At 72.1% G+C, this 23,588-nt stretch carries 24 protein-coding genes and 6 tRNA genes; 21 read left to right on the forward strand and 9 right to left on the reverse strand.

Annotated features, from left to right (window positions below):
- Nucleotides 1-432 precede the first annotated feature (432 nt).
- A complete protein-coding gene (gene cobA, locus AMK10_RS29725) occupies nt 433-1,686 on the forward strand; it encodes a uroporphyrinogen-III C-methyltransferase (protein ID WP_073751564.1) in 1,254 nt (417 codons plus the stop codon).
- Nucleotides 1,687-1,739: 53 nt separating this feature from the next.
- Nucleotides 1,740-2,564, forward strand: coding sequence for a TrmH family RNA methyltransferase (locus AMK10_RS29730; protein WP_073751566.1), 825 nt, complete (start codon nt 1,740-1,742; stop codon nt 2,562-2,564).
- 4 nt (nt 2,565-2,568) lie between these two features.
- On the opposite strand, the gene AMK10_RS29735 is transcribed toward AMK10_RS29730, so the two are convergent.
- Nucleotides 2,569-3,897 (reverse strand): serine/threonine-protein kinase, encoded by a 1,329-nt coding sequence (locus AMK10_RS29735; protein WP_073751568.1) that lies wholly within the window; start codon nt 3,895-3,897, stop codon nt 2,569-2,571.
- A 206-nt stretch (nt 3,898-4,103) separates the two neighbouring features.
- On the opposite strand from AMK10_RS29735, the gene AMK10_RS29740 reads away from it, so the two are divergent.
- From AMK10_RS29740 to AMK10_RS38775, 10 genes are all read left to right on the forward strand, one after another.
- A complete protein-coding gene (locus AMK10_RS29740; RefSeq protein WP_073751570.1) occupies nt 4,104-4,358 on the forward strand; it encodes a hypothetical protein in 255 nt (84 codons plus the stop codon).
- A gap of 402 nt (nt 4,359-4,760) precedes the next feature.
- Entirely contained in the window at nt 4,761-5,558 is a 798-nt protein-coding gene (locus tag AMK10_RS29745) for an IclR family transcriptional regulator (protein ID WP_073751572.1), read from the forward strand.
- A gap of 213 nt (nt 5,559-5,771) precedes the next feature.
- On the forward strand, nt 5,772-7,346 hold the full coding sequence (locus AMK10_RS29750) for an OPT/YSL family transporter (RefSeq protein ID WP_073752017.1): 1,575 nt from the start codon (nt 5,772-5,774) through the stop codon (nt 7,344-7,346).
- 57 nt (nt 7,347-7,403) lie between these two features.
- On the forward strand, nt 7,404-8,462 hold the full coding sequence (locus AMK10_RS29755) for a hypothetical protein (RefSeq protein WP_241839720.1): 1,059 nt from the start codon (nt 7,404-7,406) through the stop codon (nt 8,460-8,462).
- 106 nt (nt 8,463-8,568) lie between these two features.
- Nucleotides 8,569-9,870 carry an alpha/beta fold hydrolase gene (locus AMK10_RS29760; protein ID WP_073751576.1) on the forward strand — a complete coding sequence of 434 codons (1,302 nt, stop codon included), beginning with the start codon at nt 8,569-8,571 and terminating at the stop codon, nt 9,868-9,870.
- A 279-nt stretch (nt 9,871-10,149) separates the two neighbouring features.
- Nucleotides 10,150-10,356, forward strand: coding sequence for a hypothetical protein (locus tag AMK10_RS29765; protein WP_073751578.1), 207 nt, complete (start codon nt 10,150-10,152; stop codon nt 10,354-10,356).
- A gap of 264 nt (nt 10,357-10,620) precedes the next feature.
- Nucleotides 10,621-11,673, forward strand: coding sequence for a phosphotransferase family protein (locus tag AMK10_RS29770; protein ID WP_073752019.1), 1,053 nt, complete (start codon nt 10,621-10,623; stop codon nt 11,671-11,673).
- 64 nt (nt 11,674-11,737) lie between these two features.
- Nucleotides 11,738-12,022 carry a TFIIB-type zinc ribbon-containing protein gene (locus tag AMK10_RS29775; protein ID WP_073752021.1) on the forward strand — a complete coding sequence of 95 codons (285 nt, stop codon included), beginning with the start codon at nt 11,738-11,740 and terminating at the stop codon, nt 12,020-12,022.
- A gap of 128 nt (nt 12,023-12,150) precedes the next feature.
- Complete coding sequence (locus AMK10_RS29780; protein ID WP_073751580.1) at nt 12,151-13,500, forward strand: L-lactate MFS transporter; 1,350 nt, start codon at nt 12,151-12,153, stop codon at nt 13,498-13,500.
- 7 nt (nt 13,501-13,507) lie between these two features.
- On the forward strand, nt 13,508-13,597 hold the full coding sequence (locus tag AMK10_RS38775; RefSeq protein ID WP_413251899.1) for an MFS transporter small subunit: 90 nt from the start codon (nt 13,508-13,510) through the stop codon (nt 13,595-13,597).
- A 53-nt stretch (nt 13,598-13,650) separates the two neighbouring features.
- On the opposite strand, the gene AMK10_RS29785 is transcribed toward AMK10_RS38775, so the two are convergent.
- From AMK10_RS29785 to AMK10_RS29805, 5 genes are all read right to left on the reverse strand, one after another.
- Nucleotides 13,651-13,725: transfer RNA gene (locus AMK10_RS29785), tRNA-Val, on the reverse strand.
- A gap of 23 nt (nt 13,726-13,748) precedes the next feature.
- A tRNA-Val gene (locus tag AMK10_RS29790) sits at nt 13,749-13,820 on the reverse strand.
- 19 nt (nt 13,821-13,839) lie between these two features.
- Nucleotides 13,840-13,911, reverse strand: a tRNA-Val gene (locus AMK10_RS29795).
- A gap of 1 nt (nt 13,912) precedes the next feature.
- A tRNA-Cys gene (locus AMK10_RS29800) sits at nt 13,913-13,986 on the reverse strand.
- Between the two features lie 37 nt (nt 13,987-14,023).
- A tRNA-Gly gene (locus tag AMK10_RS29805) sits at nt 14,024-14,096 on the reverse strand.
- Nucleotides 14,097-14,241: 145 nt separating this feature from the next.
- Between AMK10_RS29805 and AMK10_RS29810 the strand changes: the two genes are divergently transcribed.
- The 3 genes from AMK10_RS29810 to AMK10_RS29820 all read left to right on the forward strand — a co-directional run bounded on the left by AMK10_RS29810 (nt 14,242) and on the right by AMK10_RS29820 (nt 17,012).
- Nucleotides 14,242-15,294, forward strand: coding sequence for a chorismate-binding protein (locus tag AMK10_RS29810; RefSeq protein ID WP_073751582.1), 1,053 nt, complete (start codon nt 14,242-14,244; stop codon nt 15,292-15,294).
- A complete protein-coding gene (locus AMK10_RS29815) occupies nt 15,291-16,112 on the forward strand; it encodes an aminotransferase class IV (RefSeq protein ID WP_073751584.1) in 822 nt (273 codons plus the stop codon). The genes AMK10_RS29810 and AMK10_RS29815 overlap by 4 nt, the downstream gene beginning before the upstream one ends.
- 63 nt (nt 16,113-16,175) lie before the next feature.
- Nucleotides 16,176-17,012, forward strand: coding sequence for a GNAT family N-acetyltransferase (locus tag AMK10_RS29820; RefSeq protein WP_073751586.1), 837 nt, complete (start codon nt 16,176-16,178; stop codon nt 17,010-17,012).
- Nucleotides 17,013-17,081: 69 nt separating this feature from the next.
- On the opposite strand, the gene AMK10_RS29825 is transcribed toward AMK10_RS29820, so the two are convergent.
- Nucleotides 17,082-17,597, reverse strand: coding sequence for a DsbA family protein (locus AMK10_RS29825; RefSeq protein WP_073751588.1), 516 nt, complete (start codon nt 17,595-17,597; stop codon nt 17,082-17,084).
- Between the two features lie 154 nt (nt 17,598-17,751).
- On the opposite strand from AMK10_RS29825, the gene AMK10_RS29830 reads away from it, so the two are divergent.
- The 3 genes from AMK10_RS29830 (at nt 17,752) to AMK10_RS37800 (ending at nt 19,852) form a co-directional block, all read left to right on the forward strand.
- A complete protein-coding gene (locus tag AMK10_RS29830) occupies nt 17,752-18,216 on the forward strand; it encodes a hypothetical protein (RefSeq protein WP_073751590.1) in 465 nt (154 codons plus the stop codon).
- A gap of 306 nt (nt 18,217-18,522) precedes the next feature.
- Nucleotides 18,523-19,542 carry a LacI family DNA-binding transcriptional regulator gene (locus AMK10_RS29835; RefSeq protein WP_073751592.1) on the forward strand — a complete coding sequence of 340 codons (1,020 nt, stop codon included), beginning with the start codon at nt 18,523-18,525 and terminating at the stop codon, nt 19,540-19,542.
- A gap of 154 nt (nt 19,543-19,696) precedes the next feature.
- Nucleotides 19,697-19,852 carry a hypothetical protein gene (locus AMK10_RS37800; RefSeq protein WP_198959817.1) on the forward strand — a complete coding sequence of 52 codons (156 nt, stop codon included), beginning with the start codon at nt 19,697-19,699 and terminating at the stop codon, nt 19,850-19,852.
- 47 nt (nt 19,853-19,899) lie between these two features.
- Here AMK10_RS37800 and AMK10_RS29840 read toward each other — a convergent pair whose 3' ends face one another.
- Together AMK10_RS29840 and AMK10_RS29845 are read right to left on the reverse strand one after the other, a co-directional pair.
- A complete protein-coding gene (locus tag AMK10_RS29840; RefSeq protein WP_073751594.1) occupies nt 19,900-20,457 on the reverse strand; it encodes a CGNR zinc finger domain-containing protein in 558 nt (185 codons plus the stop codon).
- 440 nt (nt 20,458-20,897) lie between these two features.
- Entirely contained in the window at nt 20,898-21,311 is a 414-nt protein-coding gene (locus AMK10_RS29845; RefSeq protein ID WP_003959770.1) for an SsgA family sporulation/cell division regulator, read from the reverse strand.
- Nucleotides 21,312-21,501: 190 nt separating this feature from the next.
- Between AMK10_RS29845 and AMK10_RS29850 the strand changes: the two genes are divergently transcribed.
- The 3 genes from AMK10_RS29850 to AMK10_RS29860 all read left to right on the forward strand — a co-directional run bounded on the left by AMK10_RS29850 (nt 21,502) and on the right by AMK10_RS29860 (nt 23,582).
- Complete coding sequence (locus AMK10_RS29850) at nt 21,502-21,957, forward strand: TIGR02611 family protein (protein WP_073751596.1); 456 nt, start codon at nt 21,502-21,504, stop codon at nt 21,955-21,957.
- Nucleotides 21,958-22,011: 54 nt separating this feature from the next.
- Nucleotides 22,012-22,083 (forward strand) — tRNA-Val (locus AMK10_RS29855).
- Nucleotides 22,084-22,292: 209 nt separating this feature from the next.
- Nucleotides 22,293-23,582 carry an ABC transporter substrate-binding protein gene (locus tag AMK10_RS29860; RefSeq protein WP_073751598.1) on the forward strand — a complete coding sequence of 430 codons (1,290 nt, stop codon included), beginning with the start codon at nt 22,293-22,295 and terminating at the stop codon, nt 23,580-23,582.
- Nucleotides 23,583-23,588: the final 6 nt, after the last annotated feature.

The raw sequence follows: 23,588 nt of genomic DNA on the forward strand, positions 1-23,588 counted from the left end.
GCTCGCCCCGCGCCCCGTCCGGGCACACCCGGCGCGGCTCGGACGCCCCTCAGGACCCGTACGCGTACGGGCCCCGGCCCCGTGCGGTCCTGCCGCTACGGGGCCGAGGCCCGGGCGCGGTCCGTGCCGGTTCGGGGCCGACCCCAGGGCGTGACCCGTCCCGTACGGGCCGAGCCCGGGCCTCGGCCCGCCCCCGTCACAAGGCCCGCCCCCCCCCCGTAAAGGCCCGGGCCCGGGACGAGGCCCCGCCCGGACCCGTCGGCACGAGGGCCGGGCACCGGGCCGGACGGGCGCCACCGTTCGGACCCCCGCTCCACGCACCCCGTATCGTGGTCCCACGCGTCACCCGCTCCACCCAGCCCACGTCACAGCCGCTCCACCGCCGCAGCGGCCCGCAGCACACCGCACCCTGCACGAGGAGCCCGCCCGACCATGGCCGAGCATGACGATCACCCTGCCTACCCCGTCGGACTGCGCCTGAACGGGCGCCGCGTCGTCGTCGTCGGCGGCGGCCAGGTCGCACAGCGCCGGCTGCCCGCCCTCATCGCGGCAGGGGCCGACATCACCCTGGTCTCCCCGTCCGCCACCGCGTCCGTCGAGGCGATGGCCGACACCGGTGAGATCCGCTGGGAGCGGCGCCGGTACCAGGACGGGGACCTCGCCGACACCTGGTACGCCCTGGTCGCCTCGTCCGACGCCGCCGCCAACGACGCCGCGTCCGCCGAGGCCGAGCGCACCCGCACCTGGTGCGTCCGCAGCGACGACGCGGAGGCGGCCACCGCCTGGACCCCGGCCACCGGCCGCAGCGAGGGCATCACGATCGCCGTGCTCACCACGACGTCGCAGGGGCGCGACCCCCGGCACTCCGCCGCCGTCCGCGACGCGATCGTGGAGGGCCTGCGTGACGGCACGCTCGCCGCCCCGCACCACCGCACCCGCGCACCCGGCGTGGCCCTGGTCGGCGGCGGACCCGGCGACCCCGACCTGATAACGGTCCGGGGCCGCCGCCTCCTCGCCGAGGCCGACGTGGTCATCGCCGACCGGCTCGGCCCCCGCGACCTGCTCGACGAGCTCCCCCCGCACGTCGAGGTCATCGACGCCGCGAAGATCCCGTACGGCCGCTACATGGCCCAGGAGGCGATCAACCAGGCGCTGATCGACCACGTCAAGGCCGGCAAGTCCGTGGTCCGTCTCAAGGGCGGCGACCCGTTCGTCTTCGGCCGGGGCATGGAGGAGGCCCAGGCGCTGGCCGCGGAGGGCATCGCCTGCACCGTCGTCCCCGGTATCTCCAGCTCGATCTCCGTGCCGGGCGCGGCAGGGATCCCCGTCACCCACCGCGGAGTGGCGCACGAGTTCACCGTGGTCAGCGGCCATGTGGCCCCCGACGACCCGCGCTCGCTGGTCGACTGGGAGGCCCTCGCACGGCTGCGCGGCACCCTGGTCCTCCTGATGGCCGTCGACAAGATCGGTGCCATCGCCCGGGCGCTCATCACGCACGGCAAGTCCCCCGACACCCCGGTCGCCCTGGTCCAGGAGGGCACCACGGCCGCCCAGCGCAGGGTCGACGCGACCCTGGCGACGGTCGGGGAGCGGGTCGTGGCGGAAGAGGTCCGCCCGCCGGCCGTCATCGTCATCGGCGACGTCGTCGGAGTCGTCACGGACCCGGCCGGTCTGCTCGAAGGCTGAGCGGACCGGCGGTACTCCGCATCCCACCCCACTCGACAAGGCAGTAGCACCCCGTGGCTGAACTCATCACCGTCGACGACCCGGACGACCCCCGGCTCGGCGACTACACCGGCCTGACCGACGTCGAACTCAGGCGTCGGCGGGAGCCCGCCGAGGGCCTCTTCATCGCCGAGGGCGAGAAGGTGATCCGGCGCGCCCTGAACGCCGGTTACACGATGCGGTCCATGCTGCTCTCGGCCAAGTGGACCGAGGTCATGCGCGATGTGATCGACGAGGCCACCGCACCGGTGTACGCGGTCACGCCTGAACTCGCCGAACGCGTCACCGGCTACCACGTGCACCGGGGGGCGCTCGCCTCCATGCAACGCAGGCCGCTGTCCGACGTGCGCACCCTGCTGGCCCCGGCGGAGGGCGGAGTGCGGCGGGTCGCCGTGTTCGAGGACATCGTCGACCACGCCAACCTCGGCGCCGCCTTCCGCAACGCCGCCGCGCTCGGCGTCGACGCGGTCCTGCTCACCCCGCGCTGCGCCGACCCGCTCTACCGGCGCGCGGTGAAGGTCTCCATGGGGTCCGTCTTCCACGTCCCGTGGACCCGTCTGACCTCATGGCCCCAGGACCTCGGGCTGCTGCGCGAGGCCGGCTTCACCACGGCCGCGCTCTGTCTCAGTGACCGGTCGATCACGCTGGACGAGCTCGTCGCGCGGCGCCACGAGAAGCTGGCCCTCGTCTTCGGCACGGAGGGCGACGGCCTCACGCCCCAGGCGCTGGCCGAGGCCGACGCCCACGTACGGATCCCGATGGACGCGGGTGTCGACTCGCTCAACGTCGCGGCGGCCTCCGCCGTCGCCTTCTACGCGACCCGGACCGACCCCGCCTGAGCCCTCAGGCCCCGTCCGCCCGCGTGAGGTCCGGGGCGGCGGCGTCGGACGTCTGCGACGGCGAGCCGCCCAGCCCGCGTGCGGGGCCCTGGCAGCCCTGGGCCGCGGCGATCCCCAGCGCCACCAGCAGGGTCACCACGACGAAGACGACGAGCCGCTGGCGCAGCAGCCGGGGATTCGCCGGCCGCCGCTTCCCGCCGTTCCCCGCGGACGTCGTGCGCACACCGGACCGTGAGGCGGGCCTGCCGTTCGTACCGTTCGTGGCCTTGGGGCCGTGCGGCTGCTGACCCGGCCGGGTGCCGCTGCGCGAGGGCCGGGACTGCGAGCCGCCGGTGCGGGGGGCCGTCGAGCGTGACGGCGCGGGACGCCGGCCCTGCGACCGCGTGGGCTGAGGCGGGCCGCCGGCCGTACGCCGGGTGGACTGCTCGGTGTAGGAGCCCTCCAGACGGCCGGTCGGCCGGTCCAGCTCCTGCTCGCCGCGCTGCGCCGGAGGACGGCGCTCCTGCAGTCCCTGGGCCTCGCGCGCCGCGATCTCCTTGAGCCGCATGGACAGCTGAAGGGTGCTCGGCCGCTCCTCGGGGTCCTTCGCCAGACATGCCCGTACGAGCGGGGCGAGCGCGTCGTGCACATCGAACAGATGCGGTTCCTCGTGGACCACGCGGTAGAGCATCACCTCGGAACTGCCGTGCCCGAAGGGCGAATCGGCCATCGCCGCGTACGCCAGGGTGGCGCCCAGCGAGAACACGTCCGTCGCGGGTGTCACGGCGGCCCCGCGCACCTGCTCGGGTGCCAGGAAGCCGGGCGAACCCACCGCCGTCCCGACATGGGTGAGCGTGCTGGCGCCGGTCGCCCAGGCGATGCCGAAGTCGATGATCCGGGGGCCCTTGGGGGAGAGGAGGATGTTCGACGGCTTCAGGTCGCGGTGGACGACACCGGCCTCGTGCACGGCGACGAGCCCCTCCGAGAGCGCCGCCCCGATCGAGGCCACCTCAGCCGCCGCGAGCGGCCCCTCCTCGACGACCTTGTCGTGGAGCGAGGGCCCGGGGACGTACTGCGTGGCGAACCAGGGACGGTCCGCCTCGAGATCTGCGGCCACCAGGCGCGCCGTGCAGCCGCCACGGATCCTGCGGGCGGCGGACACCTCGCGCGCGAAACGCGAGCGGAACTCCTGATCCTCCGCCAGGTCGGGCCTGATCACCTTCAGGGCGACACGCTGGCCCCTGCGGTCGGAACCGAGATAGACGACGCCCATGCCACCCGCGCCGAGCCGCCGGTGCAGCCTGAACGAACCGACGACACGCGGGTCCTCGCGCCGGAGCCGCATCATCGCCATCGTCTGCCCATCCCCGCTGCCGGTCCGCCTGACGAGGCACAGCTTACGTACCCGTGGCGCGGCGCGCTCAGAGGCCGCGCCCTCGCCGCCCCATCGATTGTCAGTACCCGGTGGGAGAATTGAGAGGTGGTCAGGGAGCCGGAGATCCAGACTCCCCGGCCTGTGCGAGATCTCAAAGGTCCGTCGCTGAAGGGGGAGTTGGATCAATGAAGGGCGATCGTGTGGAAATAGTCGTGGACGCGGGTGACACGACGAGGACGTACGAAGTGGTGGCCTCCAGGGCAGGCCGCCGGGTGGAGACAGCGGTCCGCCGGGGTGTGGTGGAAGTGAGTGAAGTCACCCGAAGTGGATCAGTTGTCCGTACCGCCCGCTTCATGGCGACCAGGGTGCTCGCCCTGGTCGAGCAGCCGGTCCCCCGGGAGGACGCCTCCGAGCGCCCCCGGGAGGAGGAACGCTCGTAACTCCTCCTGACCCCTCCTAGCTCTCTCCCCGGGTGGACCCGGCTTGCCGGCCCCCCCGACCGTGGAGGGACACGAAGACCTCCGTCGTGCGGTGAGCCCGGACACCTCACCGCACCGGAGGTCTTCGCGCTGTCACCCCCGGGGTGTCCGGCACGCCCGCACGCCCCGGCCCAAGCGCTCGCCCCCGCACCCGCACGAGCCCCGCCCCGCCGCCGTGCAAAATCTCCCGGCACACCCTTGACACGTGGTCCATGCACCCGCATTCTTTCGCCAGAAAACGCAACGGCGTTGCGATTTCCGCACCGATACAAGCCCGGAGCACCCCCGGTTCGAACCCGGGAGTCCGCCCCCGGCCACCGGTCGGCGCACGAACCACCTGTACGGAACGAAGGAGGCCGGCCCATGGCGGACCACGGCACCGACACCACCCCGGTCGCGGCCGCACCCCAGGCACCCGGCGTCCTCCAGACCGTGGACAGGGCCCTCGCGGTCCTGCTCACCTTCACCGAGCAGCGCCCCGAGTGGGGCGTCAGCGAACTCTCGCGCCACCACGGCTGGGACAAGGCGGTGATCCAGAGACTGCTCACCACCCTCACCGCCCGCGGGTTCCTGATCTGCGACGACGTCAGCCGCCGCTACCGCCCGGGCCCCGCCCTCTCCCGGCTCGCCCGGGTCGGCGAGCACAGCGGTGTCCTGCCCTCGCTCGCGCGCCCGATACTCGCCCGGCTGCTGCGCGAGACGGGCGAGAGCATCGTGCTGAACGTTCCGCACGGCTCCAGCTACCGTTGCGCCGCCGCCGTCGACGGCACGGGCCCCGTCCGCTACACCGCCATCATCGGCGCGGTCATGCCCGGCCACGCCGGGGCGTCCGGCCACACCATCTTCGCGTACCATCCCGAACGCGAGATCCGGCAGATGTTCGGGCCCACCGGGCTCTCCCGCTTCAACGACCGCACCATCACCGACCTGGACGCCCTGCTCGCCTGCTACGCCCAGGTCCGCTCCGACGGCCACTGCGTCAGTTACGGCGAGTACGACGAGGCCGTCACCGCGGTCTCGGCCCCCGTCCTCCAAGGGGGAGCCGTGGCCGCCTCCCTCACCGTGATCGGCCCCTCCCACCGCGTGGACCGGGCCGTCGACACCCTCGTACCGCTGGTACGCGCCGGGGCAGCGGAGATCACCGCGGCTCTCGGCGGCTGAACCCGCCCGATCGTCCACCGCTCGATCCCGCGGCACCCCCGTGCCGCCGGTGCGCCCTGCTGCCCGCGCGCCGACGGGAGACGGCGTCTCCCCAGCCCTGCTCACCGAAGGGGGTGCCCTGTGGCGCACCAAGCCTCCGCCCCGCACCGCGTTCCGCCACCGTCCGGATCCCACCCCGACGACCACGGCTCACACCCCCGGGTCTTCGAACCCGTGCTGCTGGTCATCCTGGTGCTGCTCGCCGCCGTCGGTGCCGTGATCGGCATCGACCTGGTGTCCAAGCTGGGCATCTCCGCCAACACCTCGGTCGTCGGCGCGCTCGTCGCCATGCTCATCGGCCGCATTCCGCTCGGGTTCCTGCGCCGGATGCGGTCCGTGCACCGGCAGAACCTCGCCCAGAGCGCCATCTCCGCAGCCACCTTCGCCTCGGCGAACGCGCTGCTGACCTCCGTCGCCATCCCGTACGTCTTCGGACGGCAGGACCTGGTCTGGCCCATGCTCGCCGGATCGTTCATCGGCCTGCTCGTGGACGCCTGGGTGCTCTACCGCGCCTTCGGCTCCCGGCTGCTGCCCGCCGACGCCGCATGGCCGCCCGGGACGGCCGCCGCCGAGACCATCAAGGCCGGCGACCGGGGAGGCCGCCGGGCGCTGATCCTGGCCGGCGGCACCGCGGTCGGGCTCGCCGGAACGCTGCTCGCCCTGCCGCTCTCCGCGGCCGGTGTCGCCTTCCTGGGCAATGTGTGGGCGCTGATGATGTTCGGCATCGGTCTGATGCTGCGCCAGTACAGCCCCGACCTCTTCGACACCGACCTCGGGGCCGGCTTCATCCCGCACGGCGTCATGGTCGGCGCGGGCGTCGTCGCCCTGGGGCAGGCGGTCCACATGCTGGTCGGCCGCCGTGCCCGCAAGAAGCGGAAGGCGGACCAGGAGCCCGCGAGCACCCGCGTCGTGACCGACCCGACCGTCGAGTACACCGTCGACGAGCGGGGCCTGCGGCTCGCACTGATCCGCGGCTACGCGCTGTTCACCGCGGGCGCCGTCGTGCTCGCCGTACTCGGAGGGCTCATCGGGGACATGAGCCCGCTGGGGATCGTCGGCTGGGTCCTCTTCGCCGCCTTCGCCGCGCTGGTCCACGAACTGATCGTCGGCCTCGCCGCCATGCAGTCCGGCTGGTTCCCGTCCTTCGCCGTCACCCTGATCTTCCTGATCCTCGGGCTCGCCATGGGCATCCCCTCCGTGCCGCTGGCCCTCCTGATCGGTTACGTCTCCGCCACCGGCCCCGCCTTCGCCGACATGGGCTACGACCTCAAGGCGGGCTGGCTGCTGCGCCGCGACCACCGCCCCTGGGACCCGTACGAGCGTGAGGGCCGCCGCCAGCAGTTCCTGGCCGCCCTGATCGGCTTCGGTGTCGCGCTGCTCGTCGTCGCCGTCGCCTGGCGCTCCTACTTCGGGCAGGGGCTCATCCCGCCCGTCGCCAAGGTGTACGCCGACACGATCAAGACCGGACTCAGCGACCCCGACGCGGTGCGCACCATGCTGCTCTGGGCCATTCCCGGCGCGGCCATCCAGCTGCTCGGCGGCACCCGGCGCCAGATGGGCGTCATGCTCGCCACCGGCCTCCTCATCCTCACCCCGCAGGCCTGCTGGCTGGTCCTGGGCGCACTCGCCGTCCGGGTCGTCTACCGCAAGCTGCGCGGCCCCGCCGCCGACGAGGAACTGAACCTGATCGGCGCCGGTGTGATCGCGGGCAGCTCGCTCGGCGACTCCGCCCAGATCCTCAAGACCTGACCCCCGAAGCCACCACCCCGCACCACCCGCAAGGCAAGGAGAACCCCCACCGTGGACATGTACAGCAGGCTCGAACCGCGTCCCGAGTACCTCAGCTTCGAACTGGCCCTGGCCGCACGCAAGCTCGTCGAGGAGGTCATGCTCGTCAAGCGGGGCGAGCACGTCGTCCTCACCGGTGACACGAGCAGCGACCGCCGGGTCGTCGAGGCCACCGCACAGGCCGTCGCCGCCGCCGGCGCGCACCCCGTCATCGTCTGGTACGAGACGATGCCCGGTGCCTCCATGGAGCCGCCCCGCCCCGTGGCCGGCGCGATAGCCGACGCGGACGTGTGGATCGAGTTCGCCGTCTCCTACGTCATGCACTCCGACGCCTTCCGCGCCGCCATGGCGAACGGCTGCCGCTACACCAACCTCACCGCCATGGACGTCCAGATGCTGGTCGCCACCGTCGGCCGCCCCGACTTCCAGGGCGTCATCCGCCTGGGCAAGGCCCTCGTCGCCCTCCTGGAGGCCGCCGACGAGGTCCGTATCACCTCCGCCAACGGCACCGACCTCGTCGGCCGCAACGGCGACCGCCCGATCAACCTCCGCGGAAAGCCCGCCGAGAAGCCCGGCGAGACGGTCATGCTGTCCGGCCAGATCTCCTGGAACCCGCTGGAGGAGACCCAGGACGGCATCCTCGTGTTCGACGGCGCCCTGTGGCCGCCGGACGAGATCGGCCTGCTGCGCTCCCCGGTCCGCTGCACCGTCGAGAAGGGCGTCGTCACGAAGATCGAGGGCGGCGCCGACGCCGACACCTTCCGCCGCTGGATGGAGTCCTTCGACGACCCGAACATGTTCCGCGTGGCCCACTGGTCGCTCGGCTTCAACCCGGGCGTCCTCGCCCCGACGGGCCGCATCGTGGAGGACGAGCGCGTCTTCGGCTGCGTCGAGCTCGGCATCGGCACCAAGGGCGCCTGGATCGGCGGCGAACCGTGGGTCGCCGCCGCGCACACCGACGGCAGCGTGCTCGGCCCGTCCATCTACCTGGACGGTGTCGCGATCGAGGAGAACGGGCGCTACGTGCACCCCGAACTCGTCGAGATCTGCCGCGACCTCGGCGTCGCCGGCTACTGAGCCCCGGGCGGCGGCGGGCAGGCACAGGAAGCCTGCCCGCCGCCGCTTCTCCGCGCGTGCCCCCTTGCACGCCCCGACGAGCCCCTCCCCGCGACAAGGAGCGCCCATGTCCACGCCCCCGCCCGTCTCCTACCGCCACGGCGGCCTGGTCTGCACCGACCTCACCCTCGACGTGCCGCTCGACCACGGCGATCCCGGCTCCCCGGCCATCAGCCTGTTCGCCCGCGAAGTGGTGGCCGAGGGGCGGGAACACGAGAAGCTGCCCCGGCTGCTCTGGCTCCAGGGCGGCCCCGGCGGACGCGCGGAACGGCCCAACGCCGCGGGCGCCTGGCTCCGCCGCGCCCTCACCGGCCACCGCGTCGTCCTGATGGACCAGCGCGGCACGGGACGCTCCACCCCCGCCGACCGGCTCACCCTCGCCCGGTTCGGCACGGACCACCGGGCAGCGGCGGCCCACCTCGGACTCTTCCGGGCCGACTCGATCGTCCGCGACGCCGAACTGCTGCGCCGGCACCTCCAGGACGACCGCCCGTGGAGCGTCCTCGGGCAGAGCTTCGGCGGCTTCGCCACCCTCACCTACCTCAGCCTCGCGCCCGAAGGGCTGACCCGGGCGTTCATCACCGGCGGCCTGCCCACGCTGACCGGCCACGCCGACGACGTGTACCGCGCCGCCTACGCCCGCACCCTCTCCCACAACGCGCGGTACTTCGCCCGCTACCCGGGCGACCAGCCGATCGCCGACGCCGTCGCCGCGCACCTCGAGGCGAACGACGTACGCATGCCGACCGGCGAACGGCTCACCGTGCGCCGCTTCCAGACGCTCGGCATCACCTTCGGCACCTCCGCCAAGTTCGACTCGCTCCACTACCTCCTGGAGACCGCCTTCGCCGACGGTGTCCGCGGCCCCGAGCTCACCGACACGTTCCTGCGGGGCGTCGACGCCGCGGTGTCCTTCGCCGAACGCCCCCTCTACGCGGCACTGCACGAGCCGATCTACGCCCAGGGGTCCCGCCCCACCGACTGGTCGGCGCACCGGGTCCGGCAGGAGTTCCCCGCCTTCGACGCCCGGCCCGGCAGCCCGGTCCGCTTCACCGGCGAGATGGTCTACCCCTGGCAGTTCGACGAGGACCCCGCACTCGTCCCGCTGCGGGGCGCCGCGGAAGTCCTCGCCGCGCGCACGGACTGGCCGCCCCTCTACGACCTCGGCCGGCTGGCGGCCAACGAGGTCCCCGTGGTGGCGGCCGTCTATCAGGACGACATGTACGTCGACCGCGAACACTCCCTCGCCACCGCCGAAGCGGTACGGGGCCTGCGTACCTGGGTCAGCCCCGATCACGCCCACGACGGCGTCCGGGCCGACCCGGCCGTCCTCGACCGGCTGCTCGCCATGGCGGACGGCGACCTCTGACGCCCACCCGGCGCAGGCCATGGGCCAGGTCCCGACAAGTACACGTCAGGGCCCCGGGGGCGCCCCCTAGGTGCCGGGTACCGCATCCGTGACCGCCTCTCCACCCAGGGGAGTACACCGAAGGCCGTCGGCTCATCCTCCGGGAGGCCCGGCATTCGGTACGCGGGCATGACGCCGGGCGGTTTCCGTCTCCCTAGTCTTGAACGTGAGCGGTGGGCGTGGAACTCGTCCCCCGAGGCCAAGCGCCCGCCGCTCCAGATCTTGACCGGGAGAGGAACCATGGCCGACACGGCAGCACGGACGATGGTCCGCACGCGGGGACGCAGGGTCTACGCCTCGTTCGGCGTACGGCCGTCCGGCCGTCGCCACCCGCTGGTGGCGACGGCGATGGTTCTTCCCCTGGCGGCCCTGCTCGTCGTCGTCTTCGGCGGCTGGGAGGCAGTGGTCACACAGGCGTCGTCCGTGGGCGTGATGCTGGGGCGCTGAGCGGCGCCCCGGGTCCGGAAGAGCGGTCCGGACCGGACATCCCGGCCAACAGCCCCGTGGGGACGGGGGTGCGGCGGGCGGCAGCGTTTGTCCGGCCAGCTGGGGAGCTGGCCGGACATCGCGCTGTCCGGGGCCGTCCGCCGGGCTCTTCGGACCACGCGAGCCCGGCGCGATCCGGCCGGGAGGCCCTTCGCGGCGGACGCGTACGATCACCGCCGGGACCGGCCGTGCGGCCGGCCGACCACCGCCGGGGGAGCCGAGCAGATGACCACCACCCCTGTCGTCCGCGCACTGGGCGATCTCGCGCACGACGGCGCCCACACGACGCAACCAGCGCACACCGGCGCCCGCGCCGCCACCACCGCGTGCGCCTGCGCCCCGCCCGAGGTGCTCGCCGACCGGCCCGACGGCACGGTGGTCCGCGTCGGTGCCGTCGTCGCCAAGGCCCACGCCCCGGACACCGAACCCGAGGAGCTGGCCGCCCGCCTGTCCCTGGCCGCGTCCCCCGGCCTCGCGGGCATCCTGCTCCCGCCGCTGCGAGCGCGCGACGCGCCGCTCCCGGCCCAGGCCGGTCCGTCGTCCGCCCGGCACGAGCAGCCCCCCGCCCACGAAGCGCCGCTCCACGCGGAGGGCCGCGCCGTGAGCCTCTGGCCGTACGGCGTACCGGTGGACCCGTCGGACCCCGATGCCGCCCCCTGGGAGGAGGCCGCACTCCTCCTGGCCCGGCTGCACCGCACCCCGCCGCCCCACCCGCTCCCGCCGATGCGCGGACCGGCCAAGGCCGCCAGAGCCGTCGCGCGGATGTGCGACGCGCTGCCCGGGAACCCGGCCGTCGCACCCGTGCTCGCCGCCTGGCACGGGCTGCCCGGCTGGGCCCGCGCCGAGGAGCCGGGCCGTGCGGGCCGGGACGGATTCCTCTGCCACGGGGACCTGCACCTCGGCCAGCTCGTCCGCCACCCCGCCCCGCACGGCCCCTGGCTGCTGATCGACGTCGACGACACGGGCCCGGGCGACCCCGCCTGGGACCTCGCCCGGCCCGCCGCATGGTACGCGGCGGGGCTGCTGCCCCCCGAGGTCTGGCTGCGCTTCCTGGACGCCTACCGGGCCGCCGGGGGCCCGGCGGTACGCGCCGAAGGGGACCCCTGGCCCGAACTCGACGTCCCCGCGCGGGCGCTCACCGTCCAGACAGCCGCCCTCGCTCTCGCCAGGTCCGCGGCGGAGGGGCGCGGTCCGGATGAGGTGGAACAGTTGATGATCGATGCATGTGTCCGAATTGCTTCCCTCCCGCCCGAGTTGGCCGACGGACGGGCGTCGTAGGGTGAACTGATCGCCGCCGGGCATGCATTCCGGCGACGACTTCACGACCGGAGGAGCCGACCCGATGATCCAGTGCCCCAAGTGTCATGCCCAGATGCACACATACAACCGCAACGGTGTCCAGATCGAGCAGTGCAGCGGCTGCCGCGGGATATTCCTCGACTACGGCGAGCTGGAGTCCCTGACCCGCCTGGAGTCGCAGTGGGCCCAGCAGGCCCCGCCCCCGCCGCCCGCCCCGCAGGCCTACCCCGCCGCACAGGCTCCCGCCTGGGGTGCGCCGCACCAGGGCGGCCACTACGGCGGCCACCACCGTCAGAAGAGCTTCGGCAGGATGCTGTTCTCCTCCTGACCGGTCAGCAGCGCGGCCGTTGCCGCAGGGCGGGTCCGGGCCGAGCGCCCGGACCCGCATTGCATACGGTCGACGGACTTCGTTCATGATCTAGTCATGGCCATGGCTGGTGCCTAGAGTTCGGGTCCATGAACTTCCTCGACAGGTCCCGAACTGTCGCGCCCCCGGGGTGGAGCCGCTGGCTCGTACCGCCCGCCGCGCTCGCCGTACACCTTTCCATCGGACAGGCCTATGCCTGGAGCGTGTTCAAGCCGCCGCTCGAATCCGCTCTCGACCTCTCGGGCACCGCGAGCGCCCTCCCGTTCCAGCTGGGCATCGTCATGCTCGGGCTCTCCGCGGCCTTCGGCGGCACCCTCGTCGAACGCAACGGCCCCCGCTGGGCGATGTTCGTCTCCCTCGTCTGTTTCTCCTCCGGCTTCCTCGTCGCCTCGCTCGGCGCCGCGACCGGCCAGTACTGGCTCGTCGTCGTCGGCTACGGATTCATCGGCGGCATAGGCCTCGGCATCGGCTACATCTCCCCGGTCTCCACGCTCATCAAGTGGTTCCCCGACCGCCCCGGCATGGCGACAGGCATCGCCATCATGGGCTTCGGCGGCGGTGCCCTCATCGCCTCGCCCTGGTCCACCGGGATGCTGGAGAGCTTCGGCACCGACCGCTCCGGCATCGCCACGGCCTTCCTCGTCCACGGGGTCGTCTACGCCGCCTTCATGACGCTCGGCGTCCTCCTCGTGCGCGTACCGCCCGAGGGCTGGCTCCCCGAGGGCTGGCAGCCGAAGCAGGAGACCCGCAGGCTCGTCACCAACGCCCAGGTCTCCGCACGCAACGCCCTGCGCACACCCCAGTTCTGGTGCCTGTGGGTGGTCCTGTGCATGAACGTCACGGCGGGCATCGGCATCCTGGAGAAGGCCGTCCCCATGATCCAGGACTTCTTCTCGGACACCTCCACCCCGGTCTCGGTCTCCGCGGCGGCCGGCTTCGTCGCGCTGCTCTCGCTGGCCAACATGGGCGGCAGGCTCCTCTGGTCCTCCACGTCGGACCTGATCGGCCGCAAGAACATGTACCGGATCTACCTCGGCGTCGGTGCTCTCATGTACGTCGTGATCGCCCAGCTCGGCAACGACTCCAAGCCGCTCTTCATCTGCTGTGCGCTGGTGATCCTGTCCTTCTACGGCGGAGGATTCGCGACCGCCCCCGCCTATCTGCGGGACCTCTTCGGCACGTACCAGGTGGGAGCCATCCACGGCCGGCTGCTGACCGCGTGGTCCACGGCCGGTGTGCTCGGCCCGCTGATCGTCAACCGCGTCGCGGACGCGGGGGAGCGCGCGGGCCACACCGGGCCCAGCCTCTACACGACCTCGCTGACCATCATGATCGGACTGCTCGTCGTCGGCTTCGTCGCCAACGAGTGCATCCGCCCCGTCCACGCACGATTCCACGAGGCACAGGAAGGGAGCCCCCGTGTCCACCAGCAGTCGTAAGCCGCTCATGGTGTTCGTCTGGCTCTGGGTCGCCGTGCCGTTCGCCTACGGGCTGTACGAGCTCGCCCGCAAGGCCACCCAGCTCTTCACCGGCTGAACCCGCCACACACGACGAAACCCCCGGTCGTCGAGACGACCGGGGGTTTCGGCTGGTGCGCGATACTGGGATTGAACCAGTGACCTCTTCCGTGTCAGGGAAGCGCTCTCCCGCTGAGCTAATCGCGCAGGGTGACCCTGCGTGTACTGCGTGCGCGATACTGGGATTGAACCAGTGACCTCTTCCGTGTCAGGGAAGCGCTCTCCCGCTGAGCTAATCGCGCGGGGATCCTTGCGGATCAGTGGACGATACTGGGATTGAACCAGTGACCCCTTCCGTGTCAGGGAAGTGCTCTCCCGCTGAGCTAATCGTCCTTGGAGGTGGAGACGGGATTTGAACCCGTGTAGACGGCTTTGCAGGCCGTTGCCTCGCCTCTCGGCCACTCCACCAGGGGCGGGGGTTCGGGAAGATCCCCCACCTTCTGCGAGCGGACGACCAGGTTCGAACTGGCGACCTCAACCTTGGCAAGGTTGCGCTCTACCAACTGAGCTACGTCCGCTTGTCTTTCCCGGTCCGCTTGCGCGTCCCGGCGACGTGTTGAACTCTAGCGGATTCCCGGGCCAGTACAAAAACGCGTTTGCGCAGCGTGCTGCGCCACCGCCGCCCACCCGCAGGTCACCGCCCGCCGTCCTAGACTCGACGGCGTGCACGACCTCACCCCCCTCGCCCGCTTCAGCGGCCTCGTAGCCACCGGTCTGCGGGATGTGACCAGCGATCCCGCGGCCCTCGGGTCATCCGGTTTCTGGGCCGTCTCCGCCGACTTCGAGGGCCGCCTCGTCTGCGCCCGCTTCGCCGATGTGCGGTCCGAGGAGGTCCCCCTCCCGGTGCCGGGTGCCTGGCGGGGCCCCGCTCCGGCGGACTGGACGTCATCACTGGACGAGGACGCCTACACGGCGGGCGTACGACGGATCCGTGAACACATCGCGGCCGGCGAGGTCTACCAGGCCAACCTCTGCCGGGTGCTCTCCGCGCCGCTGCCCGACCCCGCCGCCGACGTGGACGCCCTCACCGCCCTGCTCGCCCGGGGCAACCCGGCCCCGTACGCGGGCACGATCCGGCTCCCCGCACACGGCGTGGAGATCGCGACCGCTTCCCCCGAGCTCTTCCTCGCACGCGACGGCCGCACCGTCGAGTCCGGCCCGATCAAGGGCACCGGCCGCACCGAGGACGACCTGCTGGACAAGGACCACGCGGAGAACGTGATGATCGTGGACCTCGTCCGCAACGATCTGGGCCGCGTCTGCGCCACCGGGAGCGTGAGCGTCCCCGACCTCTGCGCCGTGGAGAAGCACCCGGGACTCGTGCACCTCGTCTCCACCGTGCGCGGACGGCTCGCCGACGGCGCCGACTGGCCCGAGCTCCTCGGCGCCGCGTTCCCGCCCGGGTCGGTCACCGGCGCGCCCAAGTCCAGCGCGCTGCGGATCATCGAGGCGCTGGAGACGGCCCCCCGGGGCCCCTACTGCGGAGCGGTCGGCTGGGTGGACGCCGACCGGGGCACCGCGGAACTGGCCGTCGGGATACGGACCTTCTGGATCGAGCGGACCGGCCCCGCGACCCTGCTCCGCTTCGGCACCGGCGCCGGGATCACCTGGGGATCGGACCCGGCACGCGAATGGGCGGAGACCGAGCTCAAGGCCTCCCGGCTGCTCGCTGTAGCGTCAGGCGCCTACGAGGAGACAGGAAGGACCGCGTCATGAGGATCTGGGTCAACGGCGGGCTGCGCGATGCCGATGACGCACGGCTGTCCGTGCTCGATCACGGGCTGACCGTGGGTGACGGCGTCTTCGAGACCGTCAGGGTCGCGGGGGGCCGCCCCTTCGCCCTGACCCGGCACCTCGACCGGCTGACGCGCTCGGCCAGGGGTCTCGGTCTGGCCGACCCGGACCACGACGAGGTCCGCCGCGCGGCGGCGGCCGTCGTCGAGGCCAACCCCATGGAGCTCGGCCGGCTCCGCATCACCTACACCGGCGGACTCTCCCCGCTCGGCTCCGACCGAGGCGACGCGGGCCCCAGCCTGGTCGTCGCCCTGGGGGAGGCGGCCCGCCGCCCCGACAGCACGGCCGTGGTCACCGTCCCCTGGACGCGCAACGAACGCGGCGCGGTGACGGGACTCAAGACCACCTCGTACGCCGAGAACGTCATCGCTCTCGCGCGCGCCCACGAGCAGGGCGCGTCGGAGGCACTGTTCGCCAACACGGTCGGGCAGCTCTGCGAGGGCACCGGCTCCAACGTCTTCGTCGTCCTGGACGGCCGCGTCCACACCCCTCCCGTCACCTCGGGATGCCTCGCCGGGATCACCCGCGCCCTGGCCGTGGAGTGGACGGGCGCCCAGGAGACCGACCTCCCGCTGGATGTGCTCGAACGGGCCGACGAGATCTTCCTGACCTCCACGCTCCGCGACATCCAGGCCGTCCACCGGGTCGACGGACGGCAGCTGCCGGGTGCCCCGGGGCCGGTCACCGCCAAGGCCATGCGGGTATTCGACGAGCGCTCGGCGGACGACCTCGACCCGTGAGCCCGGCGGCCCGCGATCCGCAAACGGGGTGACGTGCCGCCCTCCAGCGGATAGAACACCCTGATGACCACGACCCTCCGGCCGTCCGGGCCGATCCAGCAAGGCGCCGACGGCGCACAGGAACGCATGTACGACGTGTGCGACAACGGGCGGGCCGTGGGGACCGTCGGCGTCTCCACCGACCCGGCGTTCGGGCCCACGGCGGGGATACTCCACTCGCTCGGCATCGAGGAGGCGCACCGCAGGCGCGGGCGCGGCACGCTCGCCGCGCTCGCCGCCGAGGAGGTGCTGCGGAGCTGGGGCTGCACCCAGGTCCGCCTGGTGGCTCCGGTGGACAACGACGCCGCCCGGGCCCTGGCCGCCGTGCTCGGCTACACCGAGCGCAGCCGGAACATGCTGAAGCCCCTCCGCCGGACCGCCCCCGCGCTGCCCGCCGGGGTCACGGGGCGTCCGATGACGGAGCAGGAGTACGCCGCGTGGGCGGCCACCAGCGTCGGGACGTACGCGCGGGAATGGATGGCGCGCGGCGTTCCGGAGGAGCAGGCCCGGCGCAAGTCCGAGAGCGACCACGCCACGAACCTGCCGGACGGCCTCGCCACCCCCGGCATGTACTTCCATGTCCTCGCCCACGACGGCGTCGTCGTCGGCTACGTCTGGGTGGCCCGGCGCGAGAGGACGGACGGCGACGACCTCGGTTACGTGTTCGACGTCGAGGTGAGCGAGGAGCACCGGGGGCGCGGATACGGCCGGGCGCTGATGCACCTGGCGGAGGACGTCACGCTGGACGCGGGTCTCGGCCTGCTCGGCCTGCACGTCTTCGCCTCGAACACGCCCGCGCTGCGCCTGTACGAGTCGCTCGGCTACGAGGTGACCCAGTACAACCTGGCCAAGGCGCTGTGACGGACCGCCCGCCGACCGCCGGCCCCCCCGCGTCGGCGGGGCGGGCAGCCGGCGGGCCGGGGCCGGTGCTCAGTCCTGGGCGGCGAGCAGCCGGTCGGCGATCTCTTCGATCCGCGCGCGCAGCCCGTGCTGGCTCTTCCCGCCGTCCAGCCGCTCGTCGCCGATCACATAGGTCGGAGTCCCGGTGACCCCGATCGCCTTGCCCTCGGCCTGGTCGGCGTCCACGATCAGCAGATGGCGGCCGTCGATCAGTGCCGTGTCGAACTCCTCGGCGTCGAGACCGAGTTCGCCCGCGATGTCGACCAGCAGCGGCTCACCGGTGCGGGCGAGGTCGGCGGTGCGGGCCAGGACCGCTTCGACGTACGGCCATCCCTTGCCCTGGACGACGGCCTCCTCCGCCGCCTGCGCCGCCGCGTACGCGTGCTTGTTCTTCTCCAGCGGGAAGTGGCGCAGCCGGATCTCCAGGCGGTCGCCGTAGCGGGCGCGCAGGGCGCGCACGTCGGAGAGGGCCAGGTGGCAGTCGGGGCACTGGAGCTCGCACCAGAGGTCGAGGACGACCGGCGCTGCGGAGGGGGAATCGCTCATGGAATCAGTCTTTCAGGCGTGACCCACGCGTCCCAATCGGGACCTGGGGAGGACAGCGGCCCTGAAATGTCCCTGATGTGGTCCGCAACCGTGGCCCCGCCGGCCACGACCGGTGCAGGATGGAAGGGACGTTTCCCGATCGCTGGAGGCCCCGATGCTTGCCGAGACCATCTGTTCCGCGGTGTCCGCGGCCGGCCTGGGCATCGCCGCGATCACCGCGTACCGCAAGCGGTTCCTCACGGCGACCCGGATCGCCGCCTACTCGCTGGTGCCGGTCGGCCTGGTGATGACCGGTGTCGTCGAGTGGCTGTCCGACGTCGTCTTCAAGCCGAGTGTCTGGCTCGGCTTCGGTCTGCTGGCCCTGGCCTGGCTGCTCTTCATGACCACGCGCGCCGTGGAGCGCCGCTCCGGCTCGACCCGCGCGGAGCGCAAGGCCGCACGGACCGCGGCGAAGGGCGCGGCGGTCGCCCCGGCCGCGTCGTCGCCCTCACTGACCTCCGGCACGGGGGCGACGGCCCCGCAGGCGCAGGGCGGCCCGGAGAAGAAGCGGCAGAAGGCGGCCGCGCCCGGTGACGACTTCAGCGACATCGAGGCCATCCTGAAGAAGCACGGCATCTGAGGTCCGGAAGAGGCCCCCCCCGGCCTCCGAGGGCGGCTGAGCGACATCGAGTGTATGAATCGATTCATGCCCGAACCTCGCGTCGTGGGGGTCGCAGGGGCCGTGCACGTCGGTATATTCGGGTTGCGCCGTCCCGATCTTGACGGTATCCCGGGGATGCGGCTAGCGTCCCCGGAGGATTGAAACAATTCAATCCATGGGCGCGGTCGGGGCGACGGTGCGACGGACCACTCCGGTCGTCCGTCCGCAGACCAGGAGACCCGGCGCCGACGCGCGGCGGCCGAACGCATCAGTGGGGCAGGGCAAGTGGGGCGTGTGGCAGGGATCAAGGACGTGGCCCGGCAGGCCGGAGTCTCGGTGGGCACGGTCTCCAATGTGATCAACCGCCCCGAGGCGGTGCTCCCCGACACCCGCGCCCGGGTCCTCGCGGCGATCGAGGAGCTCGGATACGTACGCAGTGAGTCGGCCAGGCAGCTCAGGGCGGGCCGCAGCCGCATCATGGCCCTGCTGGTCCTGGACATGGGCAACCCGTTCTTCGTGGACATCGCCCGTGGCGCCGAGCGGGCCGCGCGGGAGGCCGGGCTCGGCGTGATGGTCTGCAACAGCGGCCAGAGCCAGGAGGAGGAGGCCGAATACCTCGGACTCTTCGCCGAGCAGCGGGTCTGCGGAGTCCTGGTCACCCCGGCCGACGCCACCGGCGGAAACCTCGAAGCCTTCGCGCGCCACCGGATTCCCCATGTGCTGGTCGACCGGGTGGCGGGGTCCACCGAGGCCTGCGCCGTCTCCGTCGACGACGTGCGGGGCGGCATGCTCGCCGTCGGTCACCTCGTCTCGGCGGGCCATCGCTCCGTCGCCTACGTCAGCGGACCGGGCGACCTCCACCAGATCCGGGACCGGCGCGAAGGGGCCCACGCGGCGCTCACCGAGGCCGGGCTCGGCCCCGAGGCGCTGGTGGAGATCCCCTCGGACCGCCTGGACGTGGCGGCGGGCCGTGACGCCGGGGCCCGGCTGCTCGGCCTCGTGCCCCGTCCCACCGCGGTCTTCTGCGCCAACGACCTGCTCGCGCTCGGTGTCCTGCAGTCGCTGTACGCCGCGGGTGTGCGGGTGCCGCAGGACGTCGCGATCGTGGGGTACGACGACATCGAGTTCGCCGCTGCCGCCGCCGTACCGCTCACCTCGGTCCGGCAGCCCGCCGTGGTCATGGGGCGGATGGCCGCCGAGCTGCTCCTGGAGGAGGCGGACGACGAGGACGGCAGCCACCGGCACCGCAGTGTGGTGCTCCAGCCGGAACTCGTCGTACGCGCCTCCAGCGCCGCCCCGCGCTGACCGTCCGAGGGTGCGGGAGGGGCATGGTGCGCGAACAGGTGGGGGGCGTTCGGACGAGGAAGCGATTTCAGGTATCCCGGAGCGGGTGAACTCGCCCTGCAAAAGGGTCTGTTGATCGCCAAGTGGGCCCGCTCTGCGTCATGATCACCACGAGATGGTGGACACCTCCCGGGGCGACGCCCCCGCATCCCCTGCCGAAGAGCCGCGCGGCTGCCTCTTCGCGCTGTCCCAGCCGCCCCTGATGATCTTCCTGACGGTGGTCGGCGGCCTGTTGCTGATGGCCGCCCTGCACGATCTTTTACTGCTGTGAGGCGCCCACGGCCCCGGGGCACGGGCCGGGGCCGGTCCTCCGGGCGGTCAGCCCGCCGCCTCCCGGCGCCGGGCGCGGTAGGCGGCGACGTGCAGCCGGTTGCCGCAGGTGCGGCTGGAGCAGTAGCGCCGGGAGCGGTTGCGCGAGAGGTCGACGAAGGCGTCCCGGCAGTCCGGCGCCTCGCAGCGCCGCAGTCGCTCCTGCTCGCCCGCCACCACGATGAAGGCCAGGGCCATCCCGCAGTCGGCCGCGAGGTGGTCCGCGATCGAGGCGTCCGGCGCGAAGTAGTGGACGTGCCAGTCGTAGCCGTCGTGGTTCGTGAGCTGCGGGGTGGTGCCGGCGGCGGCCACCAGGCCGTTCACGAGGTCCGCCGCGGTACGGGCGTCGGGTGCCGCGAATATCTCGGCGAACCTGCTCCGTACGTCGTGCACCGCGCGCAGGTCCTTCTCGCCGAGGGCGCCGACGCCGCTGATGCGGTGGCGCTCCGCGAAGCCGTAGAGCGTGGCGATGTCGGCGAGACCGTCGCCCGCGTCGCTTTCCGGTGCGGTGTTCACCAGATCGACCACCGTTTCGAGGGCGATCCGGGTGTCGTGTGGGATCAGCACGCTTCGCTCCCTGGCCTCCGGCGGGCGGGCGCCCGCCGATGCGGGCTGACTCTACTGGCTCGGCGAAGGCGTCCACGGCCCGGTGCGGGCTTACGCGGGCCGGGCGGCCCCTTGTGGCCACCGGGACGGCCCCGGGGTACACGAGGCGCTCCTGGCGCCCCTGAGGCGTTCTGGGCTCCACGGGTGGGGCGGGTGATGCGGATGGTGCGCGTGTGGCGCCGACCGTCCCGGCCTGGTGCCCCGTGGGCGGCCTCGCACCCGGGGGTGTGCTCTGCGGCTGTGCCGGACCGTGCTCCGGCACAGCCGCAGAGCCCCGGACGCGCGCCGGCGCCGCCGCCGCGGTGGGTTCCGCGGCGACGGCGCCGGTGTCAGCCCTATGAGGTTGTCCGCGCGACGCCGTCTCCCCGAGTCGGACGGCGCCCCGCAGCTCTCTGCCTGGCTCAGCTCTCGGCCAGGATGTGTGAGAGCTCCGTATCGAGGTCGAAGTGACGATGCTCGGTGCCCGGCGGAACCGCGGCGTCGGTCCTCTTCAGGAACGACTCCAGGGCCCGAGCCGGGGCTTCGAGCAGCGCTTCTCCCTCCGGGGAGCTCAGCGCGATGCAGACGACGCCTTGGCCGTGACTACGTGATGGCCAGACGCGGACGTCACCGGTGCCGGTGGGCCTGTGCAGCCCCTCGGCAAGGAGGTCACGGGCGAAAACCCACTCGACCGTCTCCTCCGCTCCGGTGTGGAAGGTGGCGTGCACGGCATAGGGATCGGCCGTGTCATACCGCAGGCCCGCGGGTACAGGCAGTGAGGACTCGCTCGACACAACGAGGCGCAGGTGCAGCTCGCAGCTGACCGTGGTGTTCATAAGCGCCAGGGCCTTTCGCTCAGTGTGCGCTCGGGGATTCGCACGTCGGCGAAATCGACATGCCACCTACGGTGGCGTTGTAAACCCCTCTGACCTATTTGTGTCGCTTCGGGTCGCTCGTACGGCGGTGTGTAACTTTGGGTCATGCGTCCATTCCGGTGACGATCGCCGTTCCGGTAGGTTGGGCTCCATGAACGCGGAGAGTGACGAGCGGAAAGAGGTCGCCGCGACGGTGGCCGACGACTCCGCCACGGGGGACGGCAGGACGGCGGAGCGCGAGCTGGGATCGCGCGCGCCGGGGTTCATCAGGGCCTCGCGGGTGCTTCACCTGAGCTGGCAGGTCGGGATCTTCGTCCTCGGCCTCGCCGTGGTCGGCGCGGGCATCGTGATGCTGCCCCTGCCAGGCCCCGGGTGGCTGGTGATCTTCGGCGGCATGGCGATCTGGGCGACCGAGTTCGTCTGGGCGCAGCTCGTCCTGCGCTGGACCCGGCGCAAGGTCACCGAGGCCGCCGAGCGTGCTCTCGACCCCAAGGTCCGGCGGCGCAACATCATCCTCACCACGATCGGGCTCGTGATCATCGCGGTGCTGGTCGGGATCTACGTCTGGAAGTTCGGCATCGTGATGCCGTGGAAGATCGACCAGTGACCCGGTGATGGTCCGGAGGCCCGGCTGACATGGGGTAATGTAAGCCGTGCGCCGGGGCGATTAGCTCAGTGGGAGAGCGCTTCGTTCACACCGAAGAGGTCACTGGTTCGAACCCAGTATCGCCCACCCCGGACCGACGGCCCGGAAGCTTCAGAGAAGCTTCCGGGCCATCGGCGTTTCCGCGTGCGTGGCGCGGCCCCGAGGCCCGTTCTGTTCGGCCCGTCGTCAGGCCGCCGAATTTTCGTCCGAACCGTTGACGTGCTGGGTGTGGCTCCTTACTTTGACCCAGCAAGCGCTTTCTAAAACGATTCAATGCGAATGGATGGGGGCGAGCCATGTCTCGGAACAGCGGCATCGACCGTAGGCAGATGCTGAAGCTGGCCGGCTTCTCGGCGGCCGGTCTCGGATTGACAGCGGCCGGGTGCGGCTCGGGCGGAGGCAGTGGCTCGGGGGGCCCGGTCACCATCCGGCACTCGTGGTGGGGCGCGGACGACCGGGCCAAGAAGATCCAGCAGTGCATCACCCTCTTCGAGAAGAAGCACCCGAAGATCAAGGTGAAGACGGACTTCCAGCAGTACCCGGACTTCTGGAAGAAGTTCAACACCCAGGCGGCCGGCGGCAACCCGCCCGACGTCATCCAGAACGCCGTGACCTTCCTGCGCAAGTACGAGGCGAAGAACGTCCTCCTCGACCTCAACCCGCAGGCGAAGGCCGGCAACCTCGATCTCACCGGCTTCCGCTCCGGGCTGGAGAAGTTCGCCGAGATCGACGGCAAGCTGCTCGGAGTGCCGGTCGGCAGCAACTCGATGGCCCTGGTCATCGACGAGAAGGTCTACGAGAAGGCCGGGATCACCCCCGAGATCGGCTGGACCTGGGACGACTGGTACGCCGGTCTCCAGAAGATCAAGAACGGCCAGAAGATAGCCGGTGACGCCGGGCCGCACGGGGTGATGTACCTCTACGACCTGATCCTCCGCCAGAACGGCAAGGCCTTCTTCACCGAGGACGGCATGGGCTTCGGCGAGGCCGAGCTGCTGCCGTACTGGACCGAGGCGCTGGAGCGGGTCAAGGCGGGAATCTACGCCGACCCCAAGAAGGTCGAGCAGCTCAAGCCGGCCTCCGCGACGGCCAAGGGCCTGTCCGCCGGTGAGTTCACCTGGGACAACTTCTCGGTGCGCTACAGCGCCGAGGGCAAGAGCAGTTACGGTCTCGCGCCCATCCCCAGCACCGACGGCAAGAAGACCGGCCAGTACCTCGGCTCGCTGATGCTGAGCGGCACGGCCCGCACCAAGCACCCGGCCGAGGTGGCGACCTTCATCAGCTTCATGACGCACGACCCCGAGGTCGCCCGGATCATGGGCTACGACCGCGGAGTGCCCGCGACCACCGCGCAGTTCGAGGCGTACGAGCCCGCCGACGCGCCCAGCAAGGCGATCGGCGCGTACGAGACCGCGATCGCCGAGGCGGGCGTGCTGGAGCCCATCACCCCGCACCCGGCCGGCGCCGACGTCGTCGAGGCCGCCTTCCTGCGTATCGGTGCCGACCTCGCCCTGGGCAAGACCTCGCCGAAGGAGTCCGTGCAGCAGTTCTTCTCCGAGGCGAAGACCGCCCTCGCCGCGAACTGAGAGGAA

This window comes from Streptomyces sp. CB02058, from assembly GCF_001905505.1.
Taxonomy (GTDB): Bacteria; Actinomycetota; Actinomycetes; order Streptomycetales; family Streptomycetaceae; genus Streptomyces.